Origin of the sequence: Belliella kenyensis (genome assembly GCF_022549675.1) — a bacterium.
Taxonomy (GTDB): domain Bacteria; phylum Bacteroidota; class Bacteroidia; order Cytophagales; family Cyclobacteriaceae; genus Belliella; species Belliella kenyensis.
Map to the genome: position 1 here is coordinate 1 of NZ_JAKZGR010000052.1, position 988 is coordinate 988.

The window sequence follows — 988 nt, forward strand, 5'->3', positions numbered from 1 at the left end:
CCAATTTTAACAGTAGGAACAGTAACCTGTTCAGATACAGGGTACAGCTTTACAGTAACCACAAATGCAACGAACGTAACAGTAAGTGCAGGTACATACGCAGGCGGAGTAGTTACAGCGCCATTGGGAGTAGATGTAATTGTAACCGCCTCAAGCGGTGTTGGTTGCGAAACAGTGGCAACAGTAGTAGCACCAGCGACCTGTCCAACAGACTGTGTGTTCCCTAATTTAACAGTAGGCAACGGTGTTTGTGAAGGCCTAGGATCAGGCACATATAGTGTGGCATACCTAGTAGCTCCAGGCACAACAGATATTACAGTATCTTCAGGTACATTGAATGTAGCTGAGCAGACGGTAACAGGAATTCCATTAGGCACAGACTTGACCATAACAGCAGGCACAGGCGACTGCGCAACAAGCGTAGTTGTATCAGCCCCAATAAGCTGTGATGATCCATGTACAGAGCCACTACTGAGTATCTCGGGTGCGGTATGTGAGGTTGGAGCGACGAGCTACCAAATCAATTACTATGCAGCATCAGGAGTAACAGTAACGAGTACAGCAGGAACAGTAGATGCAACAAATCAAAGGATAACAGGTATACCAAATGGTGTATCGGTAGTTTTGACAGCAAGCTTTGCAGGATGTGAGAACCAAGAAATTACGGTAGCACCACCAGCGGATTGTACAGATGCGGCCTTGACTCTATTGAAGTCAGGAACGTTTGTTGATTCGAATGGCGATGGCTTTGCTCAGGTAGGCGAGACGATTAGTTACAGCTTTACTGTAAGGAACACGGGTAATGTAGAAATCACAAACTTGTTGATTACCGATCCATTGGTAACAGTGGTAGGTGGACCATTGGCCTCCTTGGCTCCAGGAGCTATAGATGAATCAACGTTTACAGCGACCTATACGATCACACAGGCAGATATTGATGCGGGCTATGTCTACAACTTGGCTACGGTAACGGGTCAAGATCCAAGTG

1 protein-coding gene is annotated in these 988 nt (G+C 46.5%); it reads left to right on the forward strand.

What is annotated here, in order from left to right; translation table 11 throughout:
• Nucleotides 1-988: DUF7507 domain-containing protein (locus MM214_RS18895; RefSeq protein WP_455423564.1), on the forward strand; the 988-nt coding region annotated here is incomplete at both ends.